The organism is Paenibacillus sp. MZ04-78.2 (assembly GCF_024213375.1).
Taxonomy (GTDB): domain Bacteria; phylum Bacillota; class Bacilli; order Paenibacillales; family NBRC-103111; genus Paenibacillus_G.
Window position 1 is genome coordinate 47,131 of record NZ_JANAVJ010000002.1, and the last position, 16,024, is coordinate 63,154.

General features: G+C 52.2%; 21 protein-coding genes and 1 other RNA gene. 9 read left to right on the top strand and 13 right to left on the bottom strand.

The features are described from left to right. Nucleotides 1-13: 13 nt before the first annotated feature. Complete coding sequence (gene tpx / locus NLX71_RS01830; RefSeq protein ID WP_254361798.1) at nucleotides 14-517, top strand: thiol peroxidase; 504 nt, start codon at nucleotides 14-16, stop codon at nucleotides 515-517. A gap of 70 nt (nucleotides 518-587) precedes the next feature. Here the strand turns inward: tpx and NLX71_RS01835 are convergent, their stop codons facing one another. The 4 genes from NLX71_RS01835 to NLX71_RS01850 form a co-directional block, all read right to left on the bottom strand. Further along, entirely contained in the window at nucleotides 588-977 is a 390-nt protein-coding gene (locus tag NLX71_RS01835; protein WP_254361799.1) for a DUF1499 domain-containing protein, read from the bottom strand. Nucleotides 978-1,278: 301 nt separating this feature from the next. Next, nucleotides 1,279-1,935, bottom strand: a complete 657-nt coding sequence (gene fsa, locus NLX71_RS01840) for a fructose-6-phosphate aldolase (protein WP_254361800.1) — start codon at nucleotides 1,933-1,935, stop codon at nucleotides 1,279-1,281. Nucleotides 1,936-1,984: 49 nt separating this feature from the next. Then, nucleotides 1,985-2,166, bottom strand: a non-coding RNA gene (gene ssrS, locus NLX71_RS01845) — 6S RNA. A 76-nt stretch (nucleotides 2,167-2,242) separates the two neighbouring features. Continuing rightward, nucleotides 2,243-3,034, bottom strand: a complete 792-nt coding sequence (locus NLX71_RS01850) for a YesL family protein (protein WP_254361801.1) — start codon at nucleotides 3,032-3,034, stop codon at nucleotides 2,243-2,245. 212 nt (nucleotides 3,035-3,246) lie between these two features. Between NLX71_RS01850 and NLX71_RS01855 the strand changes: the two genes are divergently transcribed. Continuing rightward, nucleotides 3,247-3,342 carry a sporulation protein YjcZ gene (locus tag NLX71_RS01855; protein ID WP_254361802.1) on the top strand — a complete coding sequence of 32 codons (96 nt, stop codon included), beginning with the start codon at nucleotides 3,247-3,249 and terminating at the stop codon, nucleotides 3,340-3,342. A gap of 114 nt (nucleotides 3,343-3,456) precedes the next feature. Here the strand turns inward: NLX71_RS01855 and cshA are convergent, their stop codons facing one another. Further along, nucleotides 3,457-5,025 carry a degradosome RNA helicase CshA gene (cshA, locus tag NLX71_RS01860; RefSeq protein ID WP_254361803.1) on the bottom strand — a complete coding sequence of 523 codons (1,569 nt, stop codon included), beginning with the start codon at nucleotides 5,023-5,025 and terminating at the stop codon, nucleotides 3,457-3,459. A 257-nt stretch (nucleotides 5,026-5,282) separates the two neighbouring features. On the opposite strand from cshA, the gene NLX71_RS01865 reads away from it, so the two are divergent. The 5 genes from NLX71_RS01865 (at nucleotide 5,283) to tatA (ending at nucleotide 8,269) form a co-directional block, all read left to right on the top strand. Beyond that, entirely contained in the window at nucleotides 5,283-5,816 is a 534-nt protein-coding gene (locus tag NLX71_RS01865; RefSeq protein ID WP_254361804.1) for a DUF4178 domain-containing protein, read from the top strand. Between the two features lie 61 nt (nucleotides 5,817-5,877). Then, on the top strand, nucleotides 5,878-6,609 hold the full coding sequence (locus NLX71_RS01870) for a DUF4247 domain-containing protein (RefSeq protein ID WP_254361805.1): 732 nt from the start codon (nucleotides 5,878-5,880) through the stop codon (nucleotides 6,607-6,609). A 106-nt stretch (nucleotides 6,610-6,715) separates the two neighbouring features. Next, nucleotides 6,716-7,570 (top strand): YitT family protein, encoded by an 855-nt coding sequence (locus tag NLX71_RS01875; protein ID WP_254361806.1) that lies wholly within the window; start codon nucleotides 6,716-6,718, stop codon nucleotides 7,568-7,570. Between the two features lie 130 nt (nucleotides 7,571-7,700). Continuing rightward, a complete protein-coding gene (locus tag NLX71_RS01880) occupies nucleotides 7,701-7,895 on the top strand; it encodes a hypothetical protein (protein WP_254362020.1) in 195 nt (64 codons plus the stop codon). A gap of 125 nt (nucleotides 7,896-8,020) precedes the next feature. Further along, the gene (gene tatA / locus NLX71_RS01885; protein WP_254361807.1) at nucleotides 8,021-8,269 is read left to right on the top strand and encodes a twin-arginine translocase TatA/TatE family subunit; all 249 of its coding nucleotides are present in this window, start codon (nucleotides 8,021-8,023) and stop codon (nucleotides 8,267-8,269) included. 28 nt (nucleotides 8,270-8,297) lie between these two features. On the opposite strand, the gene NLX71_RS01890 is transcribed toward tatA, so the two are convergent. Continuing rightward, on the bottom strand, nucleotides 8,298-9,455 hold the full coding sequence (locus NLX71_RS01890; RefSeq protein ID WP_254361808.1) for an MFS transporter: 1,158 nt from the start codon (nucleotides 9,453-9,455) through the stop codon (nucleotides 8,298-8,300). A gap of 113 nt (nucleotides 9,456-9,568) precedes the next feature. Between NLX71_RS01890 and NLX71_RS01895 the strand changes: the two genes are divergently transcribed. Next, the gene (locus NLX71_RS01895; RefSeq protein WP_254361809.1) at nucleotides 9,569-10,747 is read left to right on the top strand and encodes a putative glycoside hydrolase; all 1,179 of its coding nucleotides are present in this window, start codon (nucleotides 9,569-9,571) and stop codon (nucleotides 10,745-10,747) included. Between the two features lie 78 nt (nucleotides 10,748-10,825). Here the strand turns inward: NLX71_RS01895 and NLX71_RS01900 are convergent, their stop codons facing one another. The 3 genes from NLX71_RS01900 to NLX71_RS26950 are packed head-to-tail and all read right to left on the bottom strand — an operon-like array spanning nucleotide 10,826 to nucleotide 12,237. Then, the gene (locus NLX71_RS01900) at nucleotides 10,826-11,533 is read right to left on the bottom strand and encodes a uracil-DNA glycosylase (RefSeq protein ID WP_254361810.1); all 708 of its coding nucleotides are present in this window, start codon (nucleotides 11,531-11,533) and stop codon (nucleotides 10,826-10,828) included. A gap of 28 nt (nucleotides 11,534-11,561) precedes the next feature. Then, nucleotides 11,562-12,095 (bottom strand): NADPH-dependent FMN reductase, encoded by a 534-nt coding sequence (locus NLX71_RS01905; RefSeq protein WP_254361811.1) that lies wholly within the window; start codon nucleotides 12,093-12,095, stop codon nucleotides 11,562-11,564. Nucleotides 12,096-12,141: 46 nt separating this feature from the next. Next, the gene (locus NLX71_RS26950) at nucleotides 12,142-12,237 is read right to left on the bottom strand and encodes a DUF3906 family protein (RefSeq protein WP_375377880.1); all 96 of its coding nucleotides are present in this window, start codon (nucleotides 12,235-12,237) and stop codon (nucleotides 12,142-12,144) included. Between the two features lie 164 nt (nucleotides 12,238-12,401). Between NLX71_RS26950 and NLX71_RS01910 the strand changes: the two genes are divergently transcribed. Next, nucleotides 12,402-12,854, top strand: a complete 453-nt coding sequence (locus NLX71_RS01910; protein WP_254361812.1) for a peroxiredoxin — start codon at nucleotides 12,402-12,404, stop codon at nucleotides 12,852-12,854. Between the two features lie 61 nt (nucleotides 12,855-12,915). Here the strand turns inward: NLX71_RS01910 and pfkA are convergent, their stop codons facing one another. The 4 genes from pfkA to NLX71_RS01930 form a co-directional block, all read right to left on the bottom strand. Next, nucleotides 12,916-13,881 (bottom strand): 6-phosphofructokinase, encoded by a 966-nt coding sequence (pfkA, locus tag NLX71_RS01915; protein ID WP_254361813.1) that lies wholly within the window; start codon nucleotides 13,879-13,881, stop codon nucleotides 12,916-12,918. Nucleotides 13,882-13,930: 49 nt separating this feature from the next. After that, nucleotides 13,931-14,956 (bottom strand): tetraprenyl-beta-curcumene synthase family protein, encoded by a 1,026-nt coding sequence (locus NLX71_RS01920; RefSeq protein ID WP_254362021.1) that lies wholly within the window; start codon nucleotides 14,954-14,956, stop codon nucleotides 13,931-13,933. A 37-nt stretch (nucleotides 14,957-14,993) separates the two neighbouring features. After that, nucleotides 14,994-15,599 carry a hypothetical protein gene (locus NLX71_RS01925; RefSeq protein WP_254361814.1) on the bottom strand — a complete coding sequence of 202 codons (606 nt, stop codon included), beginning with the start codon at nucleotides 15,597-15,599 and terminating at the stop codon, nucleotides 14,994-14,996. 92 nt (nucleotides 15,600-15,691) lie between these two features. Further along, nucleotides 15,692-16,009, bottom strand: coding sequence for a hypothetical protein (locus tag NLX71_RS01930; protein ID WP_254361815.1), 318 nt, complete (start codon nucleotides 16,007-16,009; stop codon nucleotides 15,692-15,694). Between the last annotated feature and the right edge of the window lie 15 nt (nucleotides 16,010-16,024).

Genomic DNA, 16,024 nt, shown 5'->3' on the forward strand with positions numbered 1-16,024 from the left:
GGCCCATGTACTCATGGCAAAAGCGGCATTCAAAGGCAACCCGATTACCCTCATCGGAACGGAAGTTAAGCCAGGTGATAAAGCTCCCGATTTCACAGTCAACAAAAACTTGCTCGAAACCGCATCTCTTGCGGATTATGCCGGCAAAGTGAAGCTGATCAGCGTGGTGCCTTCTTTGGACACTGGCGTATGCGATGCGCAAACCCGCCGTTTCAATGAAGAAGCTGCCAAACTTGGCGACAATGTCGTTGTCCTGACGATCAGTGTGGATCTTCCGTTCGCGCAATCCCGCTGGTGCGGCGCTGCGGGCATCGATAAAGTCGTAACGCTGTCCGATTACAAAAGCCGCTCGTTCGGCAAAGCGTACGGCGTGCTGATTGACGAACTGCAATTGCTGATGAGATCCACCTTCGTCATCGATGCGAACGATACCGTACAATACGTAGAATACCTCGGCGAAATGACAGAGCACCCGAACTACGAAGCTGCGATCGAAGCAGTGAAAAAGCTCGTTTAATGTCGTTTCCGACCGTCAGTCATGACAAACAAAAAAACAGCGGGCAGCCACGGAGCTCCTCGCTGTTTTTTTAATCGTTTATTTTATAAGCGGCCAGCCGCTTGTCGATATGCTTATAGATATCAAGGATCGTCCTGTAGTTCGAACCGAGGTCTCCGAGCGAGCCGCGGGAAGCCGAATAAATATCGATCGCCGTCTTGAGCGGGTTAATGCCGAACATGGTAAGGGTAATATCCTGCGTGCGGCCGGTAATGGTGCGCCGTTCCACTACGATTTCGCCAACATTCTTGACTTCGTGGAGAAGTTTGTAGCCGCTTAGCTTCTTGAACATGTTTACGACTTCGTCCCATGCCTGATCTTTGGAGATTTTATAGTATCGGGTCTTCAAAGCCGGGTCCTTAGCCTTCTCTCCTGTTGTTTCGTGGCTGCGAATGAGACCGATTAAGGTGCGCTTTAGCAAAGCCTTCCCTCCTCAATGAAGTGACAATCTATTCCGGTTAACACTATCTTTTATCATATCATTGTTTGCAGGGAAGAGAAAGAGCTAACGAATAAAACCGTTCTTATTTTGTACAAAATTGATTTCTGCGATTCCCTTACTACCAGTATATGACCATGGAAGCCAGTTTATGATTCAAATCGCGGACAAATTTGCGACCACAGGTGCAGATAGAAAAACAGGACCTGCTGCCGCATATGCGCAGCTCAGGCCCTGTTGGTTTACGTTAGACGAAAATAAGTTGTCCCATTCCGCTTTGTTTTTAGAATACGCTTTGGTTGGCGCCTTCCCAGTCTTTCAGGAAGCGTTCGATGCCCGCATCCGTTAACGGGTGCTTGATCATTTGTTGAATTACTTTATATGGAACGGTCGCAATATCGGCTCCGAGGAGGGCCGCGTCGATCACGTGAGTCGTCGTGCGTACGCTTGCCGTAATAATTTCGGAGCTGATGTTATGTACCTTGAACATTTCGCTGATTTCTTTAATCAAATTCATTCCGATTTGGTTAATATCGTCGAGACGTCCGACAAACGGGGAGACGTACGTAGCTCCGGCGTGTGCGGCCAGCAATGCTTGCGTCGAACTGAAAATAAGCGTGACGTTCGTTTTAATACCCATCTCGCTGAAACGTTTCGTCGCTTTCAGTCCTTCTTCCGTCATAGGAACTTTTACGACAATACCGTCGCCAAGAGCGGCCAGTTTTTTACCCTGTTCCACCATCTCGTCAGCTTCAAGGCTGATCACCTCGGCGCTGATCGGCAGGTTTCCGACGATCGAGATGATTTCCTTCACCGTTTCGAAGAAATCTTTTCCTTCCTTGGCAATGAGCGACGGGTTCGTCGTAACACCGGCGATAACGCCGAGTTCATGTGCTTTGCGGATTTCTTCCACATTGGCTGTGTCGATAAAGAGCTTCATCTCCAACATCCCTCTCTTTTATTGTGAGCGCTGACATTTTAACGCAACAAAAAAACCCGCATATGCCGTCCGATTTCGTGTTTCAAACCCGCTCTCGCAGGTGGGTGTCCGCAGAATCGGTTTTGAAGTCCCTTTTTGAGGGCATGACAGCCGCGATTCAATGTAGGTCTCCCAAGAAACAGTCATTGGTTCAAAACAACTGTAAAACCGAAACGCACATCGCAGGATTTTGTTGTATTCCTATTATAGTCCACTCCATGGCGAAAGTAAACCTTTTCGCCGCTCTTCTTGTTGGAACCGGAGGAAATTACGGTTTGTCCGGCTTGCGGTTCGCTTCGGCCGCCTCCGGATCATCGGCATTTTCCGTCTGCAGGCGCTGTTGTTCCGCTTCTTTCTCAGCCAACTGCTGCTGCTTCTCCTGCAGCTTTCCGAATATCAGGTGAAAGTGCCAAAACGATACGACTGCGATCAAGCTGCCCATAAAAAAAGGAATCAGGAACGTAAACACGATAAAGCTGATGTACAGGACGATTCCGTTCAATATGATCATCGTAAGCGACCGCACCGGATTCCCGATCGTAATTAACATCGCATTTTTGACGATTTGCAAAATCTTCATGTGCAAGTGCGAAAGGATCGAGAAGAAATGAAACAACGAAATAACCAATAGCACGGTAAGCGATAGCACCAGAAACCGCAAAATACCAAAGGCTCCCGTTTGATTTCCATAAAACTGGAAATTCGTATACAAAATGGCGCCAAGAAAAACATAAATCAGACCACCAAGCAAGCTTTGGACAAAGTTATCCTTGTAGCCGCGGAAAAACGTCTTGAATAGCGGCGCATCCTCTTCCCCGGTCAACCACTTGCGAGCGACGCAGAACATCGCCGTCGTCGACGGAAAGATCGTGAATGGCGCGACAATGGCCATCAAAAAAAGAGTTTGCAGTGCTTGATCGGCCGTTTGGGACTTCAAAAAAACGAGCCCCAAGAAAAAGAAAGGAATGGCACATATGACCCACAGCACGTTGATAACCGATAGCCTCATGATCCATTCGGAAATACGGTAAAACCCACCCATGATTCCTCGAAATTCCAAATCCTATGCCCTCCTTCATCTATATGCTTTATTATAGCCTATTTCATTTCATCTAGGTAGCCGTCCATACATATTGCTGTAAAGAGCATATGCTAGAGTACCAACCGCAATTAGCCCCCGGATGCCGAGGAGCTCTACTTGCACATGAGAACCGTTATTCGTCAGAATAACGCTGTTTCTGGTGGTAAAATACTGGAAGGAGGCTGGTCACTATGGGTGGTTTCGCAGGAGGATTTGGGACTTCCATTGCTGTTATTTTGGTTCTGTTTATTCTGCTGGTCATCGTTAGCCGCAGCTTATTTATCTAATCGCGCGTTAAATAAGAAATGATAGGCATGTGTGAATTCATACATGGCCTGCCTTTTTCTTTCCATGAAAAAAGAAGCAAGCCTGCCAAAGTTGGCGCGCTTGCTTCTTGCTTATTACACGAGTGTTTCTTCGTTCGAGCGGTTGGAGGAACGGGAGTACCCTCCGCGATTGTCACGGTCCGAACGGCCGCGGTAGTCGCGGTCACGTCCGCCGTCGCGGTATCCGCCGCCGTCGCGACGGTTGCGGTCTCCGCCACGGTCGCCGCCGTAAGGACGATCGTTGCGGCGTGCGCCGCCAGCCGTGCCGTAAGAGCCCGACGGTCTGCGTCCGTTGCTGCGGATGTCCGGTCTTCTTTTCTTCGCACGGATCGGATCTTCCGGTGTCAACTCGATTTCGATGTCTTTCTTCTCCCCGGTAAGCAGCTTGAACGCCGCAGCCAGAAGATGCACGGAATCATGCTGCTCCAGCAGGGAAATCGCAAGACCTTTAAATTGATTGTGGTCTTCGCTTTGCATCGCTTCCAGCACGCGCTCTGCCGTCAGTTTTTGCTTGCCTTCGATGGCTTCCGCCAAGCTTGGCATCGGCTTGCGGGAAATTTTGTGACGCGTGATTTTTTCGATAAAATGCAGATGGTCGATCTCGCGCGGCGTAACGAACGTAAAGGCTGCGCCTTCCTTGCCCGCACGACCGGTACGGCCAATACGGTGCACATAGCTTTCCGGGTCCTGCGGCAGGTCGAAGTTGATGACGTGCGTAACGCCCGATACGTCCAAGCCGCGGGCGGCTACGTCGGTTGCAACGAGTACGTCGATGCTTCCGTCGCGGAACTTGCGCATCACGTTGTCACGCTGATTTTGGGACAAGTCCCCGTGCAGACCTTCTGCAGTATAGCCGCGCTTCTGCAATGCTTCGGAGAGCTCGTCGACCCGGCGTTTCGTCCGGCCGAAGATGATCGCAAGATCCGGCGCTTCCATGTCGATCAAGCGGCAGAGCGCTTCGAATTTCTGGCGTTCGTGAAGCTCGATGTAGGATTGATCGATCAGCGGTGCGCTGACTTGCTTCGGAATAACAGAGACATGCTCCGGGTTGGTCAAAAACTGCTGAGCCAACTTTTGGATGTTAATCGGCATCGTCGCCGAGAACAGCATCGTTTGGCGCTCATCCGGTACGAGCTTCAGGATCGATTGGATGTCATCCATGAAGCCCATGTCGAGCATTTCGTCAGCCTCGTCCAAAATGACGGTTCGCACGTCGTCCAGCTTAATCGTTTTGCGGTTGATGTGATCAAGCAGACGGCCCGGCGTGCCGATGATGATTTGCGGCTTTTTACGCAGCGCGCGAATTTGTTTTACGATATCTTGACCGCCGTAAATCGGCAGGGAGCGAATGCCCTTGAAGCGTCCCAGCTTCTCAATCTCTTCCGCTACCTGGATTGCCAATTCACGTGTGGGGCACATGATCAAAGCGACGATACGCTCTTCCTTAATGTCGATTTTGTTGATGAGCGGAATGCCGAATGCCGCGGTTTTCCCCGTTCCCGTTTGCGCTTGGCCGATAAGGTCACGTCCCTCCATCGCTACCGGAATGGCTTTTTCCTGGATCGGCGTCGACTCCTCGAAGCCCATTTCCGTAATTGCGCGAAGTACCTTTGGCTCTAAGCCGAATTCACTAAAAGTTTTCAAATATTTCAATCTCCTTTGTTCTAGGGTTCTTTTGTCTATACCCTTAAGTGCGCTCCTATCTTCTATTTTTAATCTCTTCATGAAACACCTTCCAAGCCGTGTCAAAATGAACAGTCAAGGCCGTACTTAAGAATATCTTTAGTAGTATAGCATACCCTGAAGCCATATTCCAGAATTGTTCAAACTTGAAACCCAAAATCGCCGAATATCGTATATAATAAATATACTCGTCGATTCTGAAAAGGAGCGAAATACCCATGTCCATTTGGAAAAGAGTCGGTTCAATTCTGAAGAGCAACAATCCGGAACCGGAAGTGAAGCCATCGAACCCGCTGGAGGAAACGATGGTCGGCGATATTCTTAACGTAGACCTCGAAGAATATGTCGTATCCGGCAAGGCCGTTTATTTTGACCGCGGCTTTGCGCCGCACCGCTTTGCATATTATCTGCAAAACGGCAAGCATATATCATGTCTGCTTGTGGAAAAAGGACGCACGTACGAATGTTTTTTATGCGAATTCGTGGAAGGCTCGCTTGACGATCCGAACGACGTGCCGTCCGTGCTCGACGTCGGCGGCGAAGTCACGTACCACATGGAGCATAACCGGACGGATACGGTGCGGGTCGAGGGCAATACCGATTTCCGCGCGGGAGACGAGGTCATGTTCTGGCGCTATTTCGGCTCGGAGAGCCGTTATTTCTTCCTGCAATGGCAGGACGGGAAATATGTCGCTATGGAGGGCACCCCGACGCCGTCGGGACAAATTAAATTTATGAAGGGTTCCCGATGACCGCCAGTCTTCATTTTCATAATCGAGTTCTTAAACAGCTTGGAACGGAGGTGACCGCCGCATGATCAACAAATTGTCCAAATGGATTGCCATCCTGCTGGTATTCACGTTGCTGGCCGCCTGCGGCGACGCCGGCAACTATATTAAAGACAACTATTCGTTAATTGACGTTCAAGGGCAAGGCAAGAGCACGGCCAAAATTTATTCCGTCGCCGGAAAAAACGTGCCAACCGTCGCCAAAGAAATTGCAAACAAGGAAAAGCCGACCGAAATGAGCAAAGATTCGGAAGAACGGATGTTCCTCGTTTACGATAATAAAATCATCAACGTACAGAAGGACACGAATACCGAAGGGAACATCTTGGTCGAGGTCGACTCCATCCAATACGCCAAAGAAAACTACAATTCCTCGTTCCTGCAGGGTTACGTTGCGGCAACACTGCTGCAATCCCTGTTCGGAGGCGGATGGTTCAACAACAACAGCCGCGGTTCGGACTCCGATTACAAGGGGTACACGTCGAGCAAACGTTATAACGATTACGGCAAGTACCAGTCCACCCCTTATCCGGGGTCGACAGACTCGACGACCAAGCCGCAGCCTTCGACGTCCGGCCGCAAGGGAAGCTTTACCACGACGCCGTCGAATCCGCAGACCACGACACCGCCGAATAATAAACCGACCGTAGGAGATTCGGCCAGAAAGAACGACGGCTCCAAACCGACATATAAGACGCCTTCCGGTTCCTCGAAACCAAGCACCGGCTCGCGCTCAGGATCGTTCAAGCGCAAATAAGATCGCCAAGCTTTCCCTTAGCCAAGGGAAGCTTGGCTCTTTTTCAGCTTTCGGGGTTCAAAACCGTAAAAACGCTTCATACTAAAAGTATGCGGGAGGTGCATTCATGTTTCAGTTTCAACGTTCCTGGATCGGTTCTTTCGTCGCCTGCATTCTCGGCTCGGCTCTGATCGCGTCGAGCTTCAACCTGTTCTTGATTCCCCATCAATTGCTCAGCGGCGGCATTTCCGGCGTATCCATGCTGGTCGGTTATTTTACGAATTGGAACATTTCGCTCTTGTTTCTTATCTTTAATGCGCCGCTGCTGATCTGGGGGTTGCTGACGCTCGGGCGCAAATTCATTATTTTGAGCGTCGTCTCGGTTGTATTGACCACTTGGTTCATGCAGCTGATCCCTTTGACGACCGCCAGCAAAGATTTAATTATGTCTTCCGTTGCCGGGGGCGTGCTGGTCGGGATCGGAACCGGCATTTCGATGCGGGCGGGCGGGTCAACCGGCGGTTTTGACATTATCGGTTCTATCCTCACGCGCAAGCGGGATTTTTCGCTCGGCACGTTTCTGTTCGGTCTGAACGGCATAGTCATCGTAGCGCTCGGCTTTTTTAAAAACAATTGGGATCTGGCCTTATACTCTATGTTGTCCATGTTCATAACAGGCAAAATCATCGATACGATTCATATCCGGCACTTAAAAGTAACCGTCTTCATCATCACCAAGAAAAAGGATTTGCTCCTGAAGAAAATGCAGAAGCTCAAGCGCGGCGTCACGGTCATCGATACCGAAGGAGCATATACGAAGGAGTCGCAGCATATGCTGATGACGGTGACGACACGCTACGAATTGAACGAGCTGCAAACCCTGGTTCGCCAATGGGACCCGCAGGCTTTCGTCAACATTACCGAGACCGTAGGCGTCATGGGTTTGTTCCGCCGTTCCGACCGGAGCGAACCCAGTAATTAAGCAAAATTTCCGGTACATAGAACTTCAGAAATATGCTATACTGGAAGGGTAATTTCATACCGTTTTTCCAAGGCTTAACCTGAATTACTCGTAAGTCCTGATCTCTAAACAACAGATGACGGGAAGGGTGATGCTTGTGGAAACCGTAAAATTGGAAACCATTGTCATGAGGCTGACGCCGGAATTATATCCTTTCCTTAAGAAGCGCGAGCTCGAATCGGAGATCGTGCTGCGCAACGGGCTGGAAGCTCTCGAAACAGAGGATGCCATGGAAATTATTCAATACAGCATTTCGGAACATCAAAAGGACGCCTTCCTTCATTGAAGGAGTGAAACTAAATTTTTTTAGGATTGTCCTAAAATCGTTGTCTTTTTGTAACAAAAATGTGTTATAGTACATTTAAATAAATGGTATGCTTAGATCATACCATTTCGGAGGTGTACTTAACTATGGGAGCCTTTTCCCCTTGGCACATCATTTTGATCGCTCTCGTCGCTCTGCTTTTATTCGGACCGAACAAGCTTCCGGAACTCGGACGCGGTTTCGGCAAAATGTTCCGCGAATTTAAAGATGCAACTTCAGGCAACGGTGGACGTTCTGACGATAATCCTCCACAACCCGAAGCGCCGAAGAAAGAATTGGCGGCTCCTGCAGCTTCATCCGTAAGCGAACCTGTTCAGCCGACAACGAATAAATAATTCCATACCGATGAAACCATCCGCCCCATCAGGCCGGATGGTTTTTTTTGCGGTAATACGCATGCGTGCCGAGCAGCAGCACCGCTGCGATACAAGCCATCCCCGCTCCCATGTAATACATGGTCGAGCCGCCCCATTCATCCTTGATCCAGCCTCCGACCAAACCCCCGGCAATGCCCGCAAGCCCCAGAAACACCATGGAAAGCATCGATTGCCCCGTCGATTGCAGCTCCTGCGGCACAAGCCGGACAACGTATTGGACCGAAACGATCCAAAAGGCGGCGAACGTCATGCAGTGCGTCGCTTGAAGTAACATCAAGACGAACGGGTCCGATATCCAGCCGTACAACAGCCAGCGAATCGTGTACAGCACCGCCACGATCCCCAGCAGTGCCAGCTCGTGAAACCGGTGCATATAGCGGCCGAGCAGCGCGAAGGTCGGAATTTCCGCCCCTGCCGCAAGCGCCCAAGCCCATCCGGCCATCGAATCCGTGGCCCCCAAATCTTTCAAGTACAGGACGAACAGCCCGTCGTTCATCCGGTGCGGCACCATGAGCACGAAGATCAGCAGCAGAAACCATAAGAAGCGCTTGTTTCCGAACAAGCTGCCCAGCGCCTTAAGAGAAATGCGCTCCCCGGTTCCTTTCTCGTCTTTAAGAAACACGAGCAATACGAAAGGCAGCGCCCAGATGCTCCAATATACATAAGGAATGCTGTTCATTCCGCCCAAAGCGGCCAATACATAACCGGACGATAGCGCCAACAGCGTAAATCCCATCGAGCCCCACATCCGGATCGATCCATAGCTTTTCCCGGCTTGCAGCGCGGATTTAATCGTCACCGTATCGAGCAGCGGCACCGACGATTGCATAAAGAAGTACAGCAGCAGCATAAAGAGCAGCGCAAGGGTGTACCCGCTCGTCTCGAAAATGCCGATGCTCGACAATACCGTCATAACCCACAGGCCAAAGATGATCGTCTTCAGCGTCCGGTAGCGGTCGCTCAAATAGCCCCAGATCGGCTGGGCGAAGATCGTCACAAACGGCCCGATCATCATAAGCAGTCCGATCTGCGAGGAAGAGTAACCTTTTCCTTCGAAGTAAATGGGCAGAAACGGCAGGAGGACGGCGGTGGTTGCATAGTATGAAAAGTTCAGACCCCGCAGCGTCCAGATTTGTTTGTTCATCCGGTACCGGTCCTTTTTTGATATGTCGTTTAAAATCTATCAGAGCTCTCTATCGAATTGTCGACTCTTTTATTATAATGATAGATATCAAACTAGCAAGGAGAGACTTATCCATGGAACTTTTATTGGCCGCGTTCCTCATGGCCTGGGGGGGCGTCAGCGCCGATCATCCCGATGCGACGTTCGAGCAAGTGGCCCAAGCTTCGATCAATTCCAAAACCGCCGTCGCCCAGTTGCCTTCCCCCGGAGGGAATCTGTTCGACCGGCTGACTCCGGTGGACAAGAAGGACCCGCAGAAAGATGCGCCGAAGGTCAAAGGCGTATACGTCACGGCGCACAGCGCAGGCGGCTCGCGGATGAACACGCTGCTGAAGCTGATGGACGACACCGAGTTGAATTCGATGGTCATCGACCTGAAGGACGATTGGGGGTACATAACGTACGATACCGGCAATCCGGAACTGAACGCGATGGAGACGACGCAAAAAATTATTACTGACATGCCGAAGCTGATGAGTACACTGCAGGAGCACCAGGTATACCCGATTGCCCGCATCGTCGTCTTCAAAGACACCATACTGGCAAAAAAACGACCGGATCTGTCTTTTGCGAATCCGGACGGCTCCGTCTGGGGTAATAGTAAAAATCCGCCGGAAAGCTTCGTGAATCCATACAAGAAAGAAGTATGGGACTACAATATCGCGATTGCGAAAGAAGCGGCCAAGGCAGGCTTTAAGGAAATCCAGTTCGATTACGTCCGGTTCCCGGAAGGCTTCGAGAAGCGGGCCGATACGCTGAAGTACGATAAAGACGAGCGTTCCCGTATCGAAGCCGTTGCCGAATTCGTGAAGTACGCGCGTGAGCAGCTCAGCCCCTTGGGTGTTCGGGTATCGGTTGACATCTTCGGCTATGCCGCATCCGTACCGACCGCCGAAGGCATCGGCCAAGATTTCCAGAAGATTTCCCAGAACGTCGACGTCATCTGCCCGATGATTTATCCGAGCCATTATTCGAATGGTTGGTACGGCGCCAAGGTGCCGGATGCCGCGCCATACGTAACGATCAATGGAGCCATGAAGGATACCACCAAGAAGCTCGATCCGCTTCAGGCCCTGAAGCCGGTCGTCCGGCCTTGGATTCAAGACTTCACTGCCACATGGGTACCCGGTCACATTCGTTACGGCAAAAAAGAGATCGAAGACCAGGTGCGTGCGCTGAAAGATAACGGCATCGAAGAGTTTCTGCTATGGAACGCCGTGAATACATACACGTCGAACGTCGATTACAAATAAAAAACCTTACCTGCGAGATAAGTGGAAAGCCCGCTTCCTTTCATCGAAAGGAGCGGGCTTTTACATTTGTAAAAAAGGTCAGGCCGTACCGCTGCTGCGGCTTCGCACGCCCAGATTCGGGAGCTGCCAGTCGATCTCCGCGTTGCCGATGCTTCGCAGAAAATCGTTGACCTGCGAGAATGGCCGGCTGCCGAAAAAGCCGCGATGCGCCGATAGCGGGCTCGGATGAACGGACCGCACGATGCAGTGGCGCCGCTCGGTAATCAGCTGCATTTTTTGCTGGGCCGGGCTTCCCCAGAGCACGAACACGATCGGCTTCTCCCGCTCGTTCAACAGCGAAATGATACGGTCGGTGAACGTCTCCCAGCCTTGCCCTTTGTGCGAATGCGCTTCGCCCTGGCGCACGGTAAGCACCGTGTTCAGCAGCAGCACACCCTGCTCGGCCCAAGGCACCAGGCAGCCGTTGTCCGGGATCGAGCAGCCAAGGTCGCTTTGCAGCTCCTTGAACATGTTTTGCAATGAAGGCGGTGCCGGGATACCAGGCTTGACCGAGAAACTGAGGCCGTGAGCTTGTCCCGGGCCATGATACGGGTCTTGTCCGAGTATGACCACTTTGGTATCCGCATAAGAAGTATAATGAAGGGCATTGAAAATATCGTGCATATCCGGGTATACCGTACGCGTGGCATACTCCTGCTTCAAAAACGGTCTAAGCCGGTGATAATAAGGCGCCTGAAACTGGTCTTCCAGCAAAGGGGCCCAGTCGTTGTGCAATATCGCCGCCACGGCGATCTCACTCCCCTTTCATTCTCGATTATTTCCGAAACGTCGAAACCATCTGAGCGAAATAGCCGACCGTGCGCTGCACGCGCTCCCGAGTCTTGTCATCTTCCGGCTCGCCCTCTGGCGTAAAGCTGCGCTGCGCTCCGCCGATGGAGATCCATTCCGGGCAGTTAATGCCGTGAACGTTGCGGACGATCGTCTGTAGCTGCTGCAGCGAGCTGACGCCGACGGCTCCTCCAGCCGAGCTGACTGACAGCGTCACCTTGCCGTCGAAATAGTCGAAGCCGGTAAAATCGAGTGCGTTCTTCAGGACGCCCGATACGCTCCCGTGGTATTCCGGCGTCGCCAGCACGATGCCGTCGGCTTCCAGCAGACGCTGCCTCAGTTCGACGATATTGGCATCCGTCTGATCGAGGTCCCCGTTGTAAAACGGCAGCGGCTTTTCATACAAATCGAACAGGGTAACCTGACAATGCTTTTCTTCAAGCACCCGCGCAATATACCGGCATAACTGCGTGCTTGTAGCCTCTTTACGGTTACTTCCCGCAATAATCGTAATTTTCATCGTTTGGCTGCTCCTTTGCTTCTTTTAAGTTGCCCGCACGTTTCTTCTAGATGATCGTCGCTTCCTGCACTTCCGGGCTGCGCACAAAATGACACGCCAACAGCTCGTCCAGCAGAGCGAACGCTTGCTTGTCGTTTTGAATCGGATGGGCTGCTCCCCCATCCTACCGAAATCGGTCGGAAGAAGCAAGCTTAAGTTGATTATCGCCATTGGAAAACAAGGTCCCGCTTTCTTGTTGCAACCGGATGCGAGCATTCGCTACAATACTACTAATGTACTTCGTCATCCATAGGAGGGGGAAAGCCTTTGCTTGCCATCGGGACCAAGGCTCCGGCATTTGCCGCAGACAGCACGCAGGGTGCGGTCCGGTTAGCCGATCATTTGGGCAAACGGCCGGTCGTGCTTATTTTTTATCCGAAGGACAATACGCCCATCTGCACGAAGCAGCTTTGCGCCGTCCGCGATTCCAAGGCCCAGTATGCCGATTATGATGCGCTGGTGCTGGGCGTCAATCCCGATTCGCTCGAAGAACACCGGCAGTTCTCGCAAAAGTTCGGTTACGATTTTCCGCTTGTCACTGATTCCGGGGAGACGATCCGCCAACTGTACGATGTGGGCCAGACGTTATTCGGTCTGCTTGGGCAGCAGCGCATCGTCTATGTGATCGGCCGGGACGGCACGATCCGGTATGCGGCAAGAGGAAACCGGCCTACCGCTGAAATTGTCGCCGCGTTAGCCCAGGACTCGGAATCGTCCTGACGTATGAAAAAAAACATGCAGTTCTTCCGGCTACGGAAGACTGCATGTTTTTTTTGTGCTTTTATTGAGATAACCGTTTCGAAAGCTCGTATAATTCCATATTGAATTGTTTTTTGGTGTTCACTACCTTGTCGATGTCGGTCACAACAAGCTCGCCTTTGATGATGCCGCATGCTTTGCCGGAATCTCCTGCGATCAGCCGGCGTACGGCGAAATCGCCGAGGTTGCTCGCCAGAATCCGGTCGTTGTGCGTAGGCGTGCCGCCCCGCTGAATATGTCCAAGCACGGTCACCCGCGGCTCGATACCGTTGCGCTTCATAATTTCCGCCGAAATATTTTCCCCTTTGCCTACGCCCTCGGCCACGATAATAATACTGTGACGCTTTCCTTGGGAGAAGTTTTCCGACATCCGGTTGGCGATTTCGTCCAGATCGTACGACACCTCGGGCACCAGAATTGTCTCCGCTCCGCTGGCCAGGCCGGCATAGAGGGCGATATCTCCACAATGGCGGCCCATGACCTCGACAATGGACGAGCGTTCATGGGAGCTCATCGTATCCCGAATCTTATTGATTGCATCGACAACGATGCTGACCGCCGTGTCAAACCCGATGGTGAAATCGGTAAACGGGATATCGTTGTCGATCGTTCCCGGCAGCCCCATCGTGTTAATCCCGAGCTTGCTCAGCTTGTTCGCGCCTTGATACGAGCCGTCCCCGCCGATGACGACGAGCCCGTCGATTCCGCGCTTGCGCAGGTTGTCCGCGGCGAGCTGTTGTCCTTCCGGCGTGACGAACTCCTTACAGCGTGCCGTTTGCAGAATCGTTCCGCCGCGCTGAATGATGTCGCCGACGCTCCGCAGGTCCATCTCGCGGACATCGTCGTTAATCAGCCCGGCGTAGCCGCGCTGTACGGCGAATACTTCAAGACCGTGATACAAGCCGCTGCGCACAACGGCGCGAACGGCCGCGTTCATCCCCTGGGAATCACCGCCGCTCGTGAGTACCGCAATTTTTTTTACAGACATGGTGGTTCCTCCTCGTCATCTTTGACTGTCTCTTTAATTGTATATAGAATCAAGAGGTTTTGCGGATCCAAATACTGTTAATGAAGAAAAACAAGCGCATCAGCGGACTGTCCTTCATCAACTTCCGGGATATCGTCTTCACTTGCCGCTGCTTGCTGACTTTAGGGTCAGACAAGTACAGCGCCAGCAATCCTTCGATAATCATCCGGTGAAACCCCGGATGCTCGAGCTGTGCCGACTTGCTCTTCGCCTCCTCCACAATGAAGGCGATGCGTTCGACGGTCCGATCCATATTATCGTAGTAGCTGCAGAAATTAAGATCGCCGCCGGCCAGATCTTCCTCTTGGTCTATCAAATAATCAAGCAAAATGTGAAGTCCGCAAATGTACGGGAAATACGCCTCGTGGATTTGCCGGACCGTTTCCGGCTTCAGTTCCGGATCGGAAGCAGCCAAAAACAACATGAAAACGCCAAGCGTCGATCCCGTAGCGGCGGCAAATTCGTTCCACGCGACCGTAGGAAACCGTGCCCGGTGCTGCTCCCACCAGGACAGCAGCGCATCCTCGCGCAGTTCCCGGTGAATGTGCTTATACACTTGCAGATCGCAATACAGACCGACAAGCTCGCGCACCGAATCGGCTGCAAACGGGTAAGAGGGCAGCAGCCGGAGGCTGGCTTGACACGTCTTGACCAGTTCGTTTAAATATCCGGCGTCATCCTTCTCTTCCCGGAATTCGTAATAATCGTGCAGCGGCTCCGCCGGGTCGACCGCATCGAGCATCGACTGGTGCAGACGCCGAAAATCTTCCGGATCAAGCGAAGTGCTCCGGTCGCACAAGTTATCCAAATAATCGCTGATCGTCTGAAAAGCCACGATCAGCGGAATGAGCACATGACGCATGGGCAGATTCGCAATGGCATAGACGGCGCCGCCCTCACAGTGAAACTGCTTGCTGGTCATGCTTGCGATCGCTTGCTTTTGGAGCTCGGGATCAGGTATGGCTTCGGCTTTGACACGCCAGTGGCGAAGCTGCTCCCGCACCCCCGGCAGCAAAAAGCGATACACGCGCAGCATAAGTCCCATCGGGCGTTGGGGCATGTCGACTGACGAATTACGGCGACTCAAGCAACGATCCCCCGCCTCCGCTTTGGACATAGCCGTATTCGAGAAGCATGCGCATCTCAAGCCATTGGATATGCTTCAGAAGCTCCTCGGCCTGCTCATCCCGTGTCCGGGTGACGTGCCGCTCGATCAACTCGTTAAACGCGCAGGGGTCCCAGCCGGAACCGGATGCCCACTCCTCCAGCCGTTCCCTGAACGCCATATTTTTAATGCCCTGCAGGTCTGCCGTCCGCACGTAACGATGGGCCTGCTCCGCGAGCTCCGCATAAATCGGCAGGCTGCGCGCCATGCGAAACCAATAGGCGGCGTTAGGATGATCGCCTTCCATCCGGTGCATGATTCCGTGCCAATAGCTGCCTGCGGGATTATGAATTTCCTGGGACAGCATATGTGATTTCTCCAAGCTCTCGTTAAACAAATGCAGCCCCGCTTTCACTGTGAGCGCATACGCTTTCCGCTCCCCTTCGAAGCTATCCAGCGACAGCTTTCCGATCCTGATATCGACCAAGTCGTCAAGCTCTTCGTCGGGATAAAGCGAAGGTTTATGCGACGTCAACTGCGCTGCGAGCCTGCTGAGACTATCGGTCCAACTCAAGCTAACAACCTCCTTCTGCGTACCGTGTTGCCTTTCTATAGCTTTGCATGCATCGGGGTTCCCCCCATTATATTCGGTAATGGGCCGCGCAATCAGTGATGAACCGCACGGTCGGGCATGTCCTGATGAACCCGGAACCATGAGTGCAGCTCGTTGATCGAGCTGGCCAGATCGGCGATTTCACTGTTTAAGCGGCAGGACGTCGGAAAATGCTCTTCCACATTGAGCAGCTCCTGCTTCGCGATAATGACTCGCTCCAATTGCTTGACCCGATCGGGAATGCTGCCGCGGATTTCTTCCCAGCGCAGAAGCATCTCCGCTTGTTCCTGCTGACTATAGTCCTCAAAGTCCTGTTCAAGACGGGGCAGCGGAATGCCGAGACGTTTGTCCAGTTCAAACGTGTAAGTCATCTCCGTTTCCACCTT

Excerpts from the sequence above, each read along its gene's own strand:
- NLX71_RS01875 (WP_254361806.1), top strand. The coding sequence starts at position 6,716 with ATGTTTCAGTTTCAACGTTCCTGGATCGGTTCTTTCGTCGCCTGCATT.
- NLX71_RS01905 (WP_254361811.1), bottom strand. The coding sequence starts at position 12,095 with ATGAAAATTACGATTATTGCGGGAAGTAACCGTAAAGAGGCTACAAGC.
- NLX71_RS01890 (WP_254361808.1), bottom strand. The coding sequence starts at position 9,455 with ATGAACAAACAAATCTGGACGCTGCGGGGTCTGAACTTTTCATACTAT.
- tpx (WP_254361798.1), top strand. The coding sequence starts at position 14 with ATGGCAAAAGCGGCATTCAAAGGCAACCCGATTACCCTCATCGGAACG.
- NLX71_RS01865 (WP_254361804.1), top strand. The coding sequence starts at position 5,283 with ATGTCCATTTGGAAAAGAGTCGGTTCAATTCTGAAGAGCAACAATCCG.
- NLX71_RS01920 (WP_254362021.1), bottom strand. The coding sequence starts at position 14,956 with ATGCTGCGCGTGTATCGCTTTTTGCTGCCGGGGGTGCGGGAGCAGCTT.
- NLX71_RS01880 (WP_254362020.1), top strand. The coding sequence starts at position 7,701 with ATGCTTGTGGAAACCGTAAAATTGGAAACCATTGTCATGAGGCTGACG.
- pfkA (WP_254361813.1), bottom strand. The coding sequence starts at position 13,881 with ATGTCTGTAAAAAAAATTGCGGTACTCACGAGCGGCGGTGATTCCCAG.
- NLX71_RS01895 (WP_254361809.1), top strand. The coding sequence starts at position 9,569 with ATGGAACTTTTATTGGCCGCGTTCCTCATGGCCTGGGGGGGCGTCAGC.
- NLX71_RS01930 (WP_254361815.1), bottom strand. The coding sequence starts at position 16,009 with ATGACTTACACGTTTGAACTGGACAAACGTCTCGGCATTCCGCTGCCC.
- NLX71_RS01855 (WP_254361802.1), top strand. The coding sequence starts at position 3,247 with ATGGGTGGTTTCGCAGGAGGATTTGGGACTTCCATTGCTGTTATTTTG.
- tatA (WP_254361807.1), top strand. The coding sequence starts at position 8,021 with ATGGGAGCCTTTTCCCCTTGGCACATCATTTTGATCGCTCTCGTCGCT.
- NLX71_RS01870 (WP_254361805.1), top strand. The coding sequence starts at position 5,878 with ATGATCAACAAATTGTCCAAATGGATTGCCATCCTGCTGGTATTCACG.
- fsa (WP_254361800.1), bottom strand. The coding sequence starts at position 1,935 with ATGAAGCTCTTTATCGACACAGCCAATGTGGAAGAAATCCGCAAAGCA.